The following is a 4,102-nucleotide window of genomic DNA, read 5'->3' as shown; positions in this document are numbered from 1 at the left end:
GCAGTTGCTTGGTGGCCAGCTCTGACTCGTAGGCCAGGTCGGCCACGGGCAGCCGCAGCCGACTCGACATGCCCGAGTTCAACAGGCGCTGCACGGTGCGCGCGATGCGGGCTGCCTCGTCACCGATGCGCTCGAGGTTGGCGATGGTCTTGGACACCGCGATCAGCAGCCGCAGATCACGCGCAGTGGGCTGGCGGCGGGCGATGATCGACGACAAATCGCGGTCGATCTCGATCTCCATCGCATTCACACGCAACTCGTTCTTGAGCACTTCCTCGGCGATCTCGCCGGCGAAGGTGGACAGCGCGTACACCGCTTGCGCCACCTGCGACTCAACCAGGCCGCCCATTTCAAGCACCCGGGTGGAGATGCCGCTCAACTCGTTGTCGAACTGGCTGGAAAGATGTCTGTCACTCATGGATCAGTCCTCAGAACTCAAGCAAATCAGCCAAAACGTCCGGTGATGTAGTCCTCGGTGTCCTTGCGCTTGGGCTTCATGAACAACTCGGCGGTTGGGCCAAACTCGATCAAATCACCCAAATACATATAGGCCGTGTAATCCGAACAACGAGCCGCCTGCTGCATATTGTGCGTAACGATGGCGACCGTGTAGTCGTTCTTCAGTTCGTGAATCAGCTCTTCGATCTTGCCGGTGGAGATCGGATCGAGCGCCGAGCAAGGCTCGTCGAGCAACAAAATCTCCGGCTTGATCGCAATGCCGCGGGCAATGCACAGCCGCTGCTGCTGGCCGCCGGACAGACCGGAGCCGCTTTGGTTAAGCTTGTCCTTGACCTCGCCCCACAGTGCGGCCTTCTTCAGCGCCCACTCGACCCGCTCGTCCATTTCAACGCGAGGCAAGGTTTCGAACAAACGCACACCGAAAGCGATGTTGTCGTAGATCGACATCGGGAACGGCGTGGGTTTTTGAAAAACCATGCCGATCTTGGCGCGGATCAGCGAGACATCGTCCTTGCTGGTCAAGATGTCATGGCCGTCCAGCAGAATCTGCCCCTCGGCGCGCTGATCTGGGTAGAGCTCGAACATCCGGTTCAAGGTGCGCAGCAAGGTCGACTTGCCGCAACCCGACGGGCCGATAAAGGCCGTCACCTTGTTCACGGGGATGTCCAGATTGATGTTCTTCAGGGCAAGAAAGTTGCCGTAGTAGAAGTTCAAATTCCGCACCGAGAGCTTTGCCCGCTCTTGTGTGGGCATATCAACTTTTGCGTCCATGGTGAATTCCGCTCTCTCTATCTGTCTATCAATACTTGTTCTTGAAAAGTACGCGCGCCAGGATATTCAGCGCCAACACACCCATCGTGATGATGAAAACACCGGCCCAGGCCAACTTCTGCCAGTTTTCATAAGGGCTCATGGCGAACTTGAAGATCGTCACCGGCAAGCTGGCCATGGGCTGACCCAGGTCCGAGGTCCAGAACTGATTCGACAAGGCGGTGAACAACAAGGGCGCCGTCTCACCGGAAATGCGTGCCAACGCCAGCAAGATGCCGGTCAGCACGCCGGCGCGGGCCGACTTCAGCGTCACCGAGATGATCACCTTCCACTTCGGCGTGCCCAGCGCATAGGCGGCCTCGCGCAAAGCGTTTGGAATCAGGCTCAACATGTTCTCGGTGGTACGAATGACGACCGGGATGACGATCAAGGCCAGCGCCAAGATGCCGGCGTAGGCCGAGAAGGTCAGCATGCGCGTCACCACCAGGCCGTAAATGAACAGACCCACCACGATGGAGGGTGCCGACAGCAAGATGTCGTTGATGAACCGCACCACGCTGCCCAGCCAAGTCTTCTGGCCATACTCGGCCAGGTAAATACCGGCCATGATGCCGATCGGCGTGCCCAACAAGGTGGCCAGGCCGACCATCATCAGGGAGCCAAAAATTGCATTCGCCAAGCCGCCGGTTTCGGCCATCGGCGGCGGGGTCATTTCGGTGAAGGTCGCCAGCTGCATGCCGCCTAGCCCCAACACGATCGTCTCGAACAAAATCCACATCAGCCAAAACAGGCCGAAGGACATCGCGCCCAGAGACAGCGTCAAAGCGACGGCATTGACCCGCTTGCGCTTGGCATGCATGGCCAAACGCTTAGCATGCTGTTCGCTGGCGGCACTCGCCAGACCGCTTGCAGGGATGCTGCTCATGAACGTGCCCCTTCATTCTTCTTCAATTGCGACAACAAAACCTTGGAGCAAGCCAACACCACGAAGGTGATGAAGAACAAGACCAGACCCAGATAGATCAGCGAGGCTTGATGCAAGCCCTCGCTGGCCTCGGCAAACTCGTTTGCCAAAGCCGAAGTAATGCTGTTCGCAGCCTCGAACACCGACAGTGAATTGAGCTGATTCATATTGCCGATCACGAAGGTGACCGCCATGGTTTCACCCAAAGCGCGCCCCAAGCCCAACATGATGCCGCCCATCACACCCGTCTTGGTGTAAGGCAACACCACATTGCGGACCACTTCCCAGGTCGTCGCACCCAGGCCGTAGGCAGATTCCTTCAGCATCGGCGGCGTGACCTCGAACACATCGCGCATCACCGAGGCGATGAAGGGGATGATCATGATGGCCAAGATGATGCCGGCCGACAAAATACCGATGCCTACCGGCGGGCCCGATACCAGGCTACCCAAGAACGGCACGCCATTCAACAAACTCTGCAGTGGCTGCTGCACATAGGTGGCCAAGATCGGCCCGAACACCATCAAACCCCACATGCCGTACACAATCGACGGCACCGCCGCCAGCAACTCAACCGCCACGCCCAAGGGGCGCTTGAGCCAGCTCGGTGACAGCTCGGTCAGGAACAAGGCAATGCCGAAACTGACCGGCACCGCGATCAGCAAAGCGATGAAGGAGGTCATCAAGGTGCCGTAGATCATCACCAAGCCGCCGAATTTTTCTTTGACGGGATCCCATTCGGTGGTCCATAGAAATGCCAAGCCGAACTCTTTGATGGCCGGCGCCGCACCGATGACCAAGGACAAGATGATGCCAGCCAACAAGGCCAACGTCAGCCACGCCGCAGCATGTGCAACCAAGGAAAACACGGTGTCGGCCCACGGGGCGACTCGGCGCCGAGCAGGCGGCAGGCTCTTGGGTTGAACCACATCGGCCGGTCTGCCGGATTCAAAATTGTTGGCTGGAAGTATTGCGGCCACGGGGCCTCCGCATGGTCAGCGTTGAAGGAAAAAAAATGGCGATCCTGATTCAACAACAGCCCGATCAAGCCAAGGCCGACGGGCTGTTGCGAATGTCAAGTCAAACTCACTTGTACGAGATCGGCTTGCCTGCGCTGTCTTTGATGTTGGCGGCCCACTGCTTGCGCACCAACTCTTTGACGTTATCGGGCATCGGCACATAGTCCAACTCGTCGGCCATCTTGTCGCCGCTGTTGTAGGCCCAATCAAAGAACTTCAAAACGGCGGCGGCGTTGGCAGCCTTGTCTTGCGTCTTGTACATCAAGATATAGGTCGGGCTGGTCAAGGGCCAAGCGTCCTTACCAGGCTGCTCGGTGGTGATCTGGTAGAAAGTCTTGTTCCAATCCGCACCGGCCGTGGCGGCCTTGAAAGCCACATCGTTCGGGCGCACAAAGACGCCGTCCTTGTTCTTCATCAAGACATAAGTCATCTTGTTTTGCAGCACATAGGAGTACTCAACATAACCGATCGAGTTAGGCAGGCGCTGCACAAATGCGGCTACGCCTTCGTTGCCCTTGCCACCCGCGCCGGTCGGCCAGTTGACGGCCGTGCTTTCACCGACCTTGGCCTTCCACTCTTCATTGACCTTGGACAAGTAGTTGGTGAACACGAAGGTCGTGCCCGAACCGTCGGCACGGCGCACCACCGAAATCGCGGCATCCGGCAATGGCACACCTGGGTTCAGCGCGGTCAAGGCAGCGTCATTCCACTTGGTGATCTTGCCCAGATAGATGTCACCCAAGACTTGGCCCGTCAGACGCAACTGGCCCGGCGCGATGCCTTTGATATTGACCACGGGCACCACGCCGCCGATCACGGTGGGGAACTGGATCAAGCCTTCTTTGGCCAACTCTTCGTCTTTCAAAGGCATATCGGTCGCACCGAAATC

General features: G+C 58.1%; 5 protein-coding genes. All 5 read right to left on the bottom strand.

Going from position 1 to position 4,102, the window contains the following annotated elements; all coding sequences use genetic code 11:
• Nucleotides 1-418, bottom strand: a 418-nt coding sequence (locus RMO57_RS11795; protein ID WP_310386838.1) for a PhoU domain-containing protein, incomplete at its 3' end; no start/stop codon positions are given.
• Nucleotides 419-444: 26 nt separating this feature from the next.
• Entirely contained in the window at nucleotides 445-1,230 is a 786-nt protein-coding gene (gene pstB / locus RMO57_RS11790) for a phosphate ABC transporter ATP-binding protein PstB (RefSeq protein WP_310386836.1), read from the bottom strand.
• A 28-nt stretch (nucleotides 1,231-1,258) separates the two neighbouring features.
• A complete protein-coding gene (gene pstA, locus RMO57_RS11785; RefSeq protein WP_310386834.1) occupies nucleotides 1,259-2,155 on the bottom strand; it encodes a phosphate ABC transporter permease PstA in 897 nt (298 codons plus the stop codon).
• Nucleotides 2,152-3,123 (bottom strand): phosphate ABC transporter permease PstC, encoded by a 972-nt coding sequence (pstC, locus tag RMO57_RS11780; RefSeq protein ID WP_310386839.1) that lies wholly within the window; start codon nucleotides 3,121-3,123, stop codon nucleotides 2,152-2,154. The genes pstA and pstC overlap by 4 nt, the downstream gene beginning before the upstream one ends.
• Nucleotides 3,124-3,280: 157 nt before the next feature.
• Nucleotides 3,281-4,102: phosphate ABC transporter substrate-binding protein PstS (pstS, locus tag RMO57_RS11775; protein WP_310386833.1), on the bottom strand; the 822-nt coding region annotated here is incomplete at its 5' end.

It is taken from the genome of Roseateles sp., from assembly GCF_031397715.1.
Classification (GTDB): Bacteria; Pseudomonadota; Gammaproteobacteria; order Burkholderiales; family Burkholderiaceae_C; genus Paucibacter_A.
Note: the sequence above shows the minus strand (reverse complement) of the source record. Positions and strands in the feature narration are given on the sequence as shown.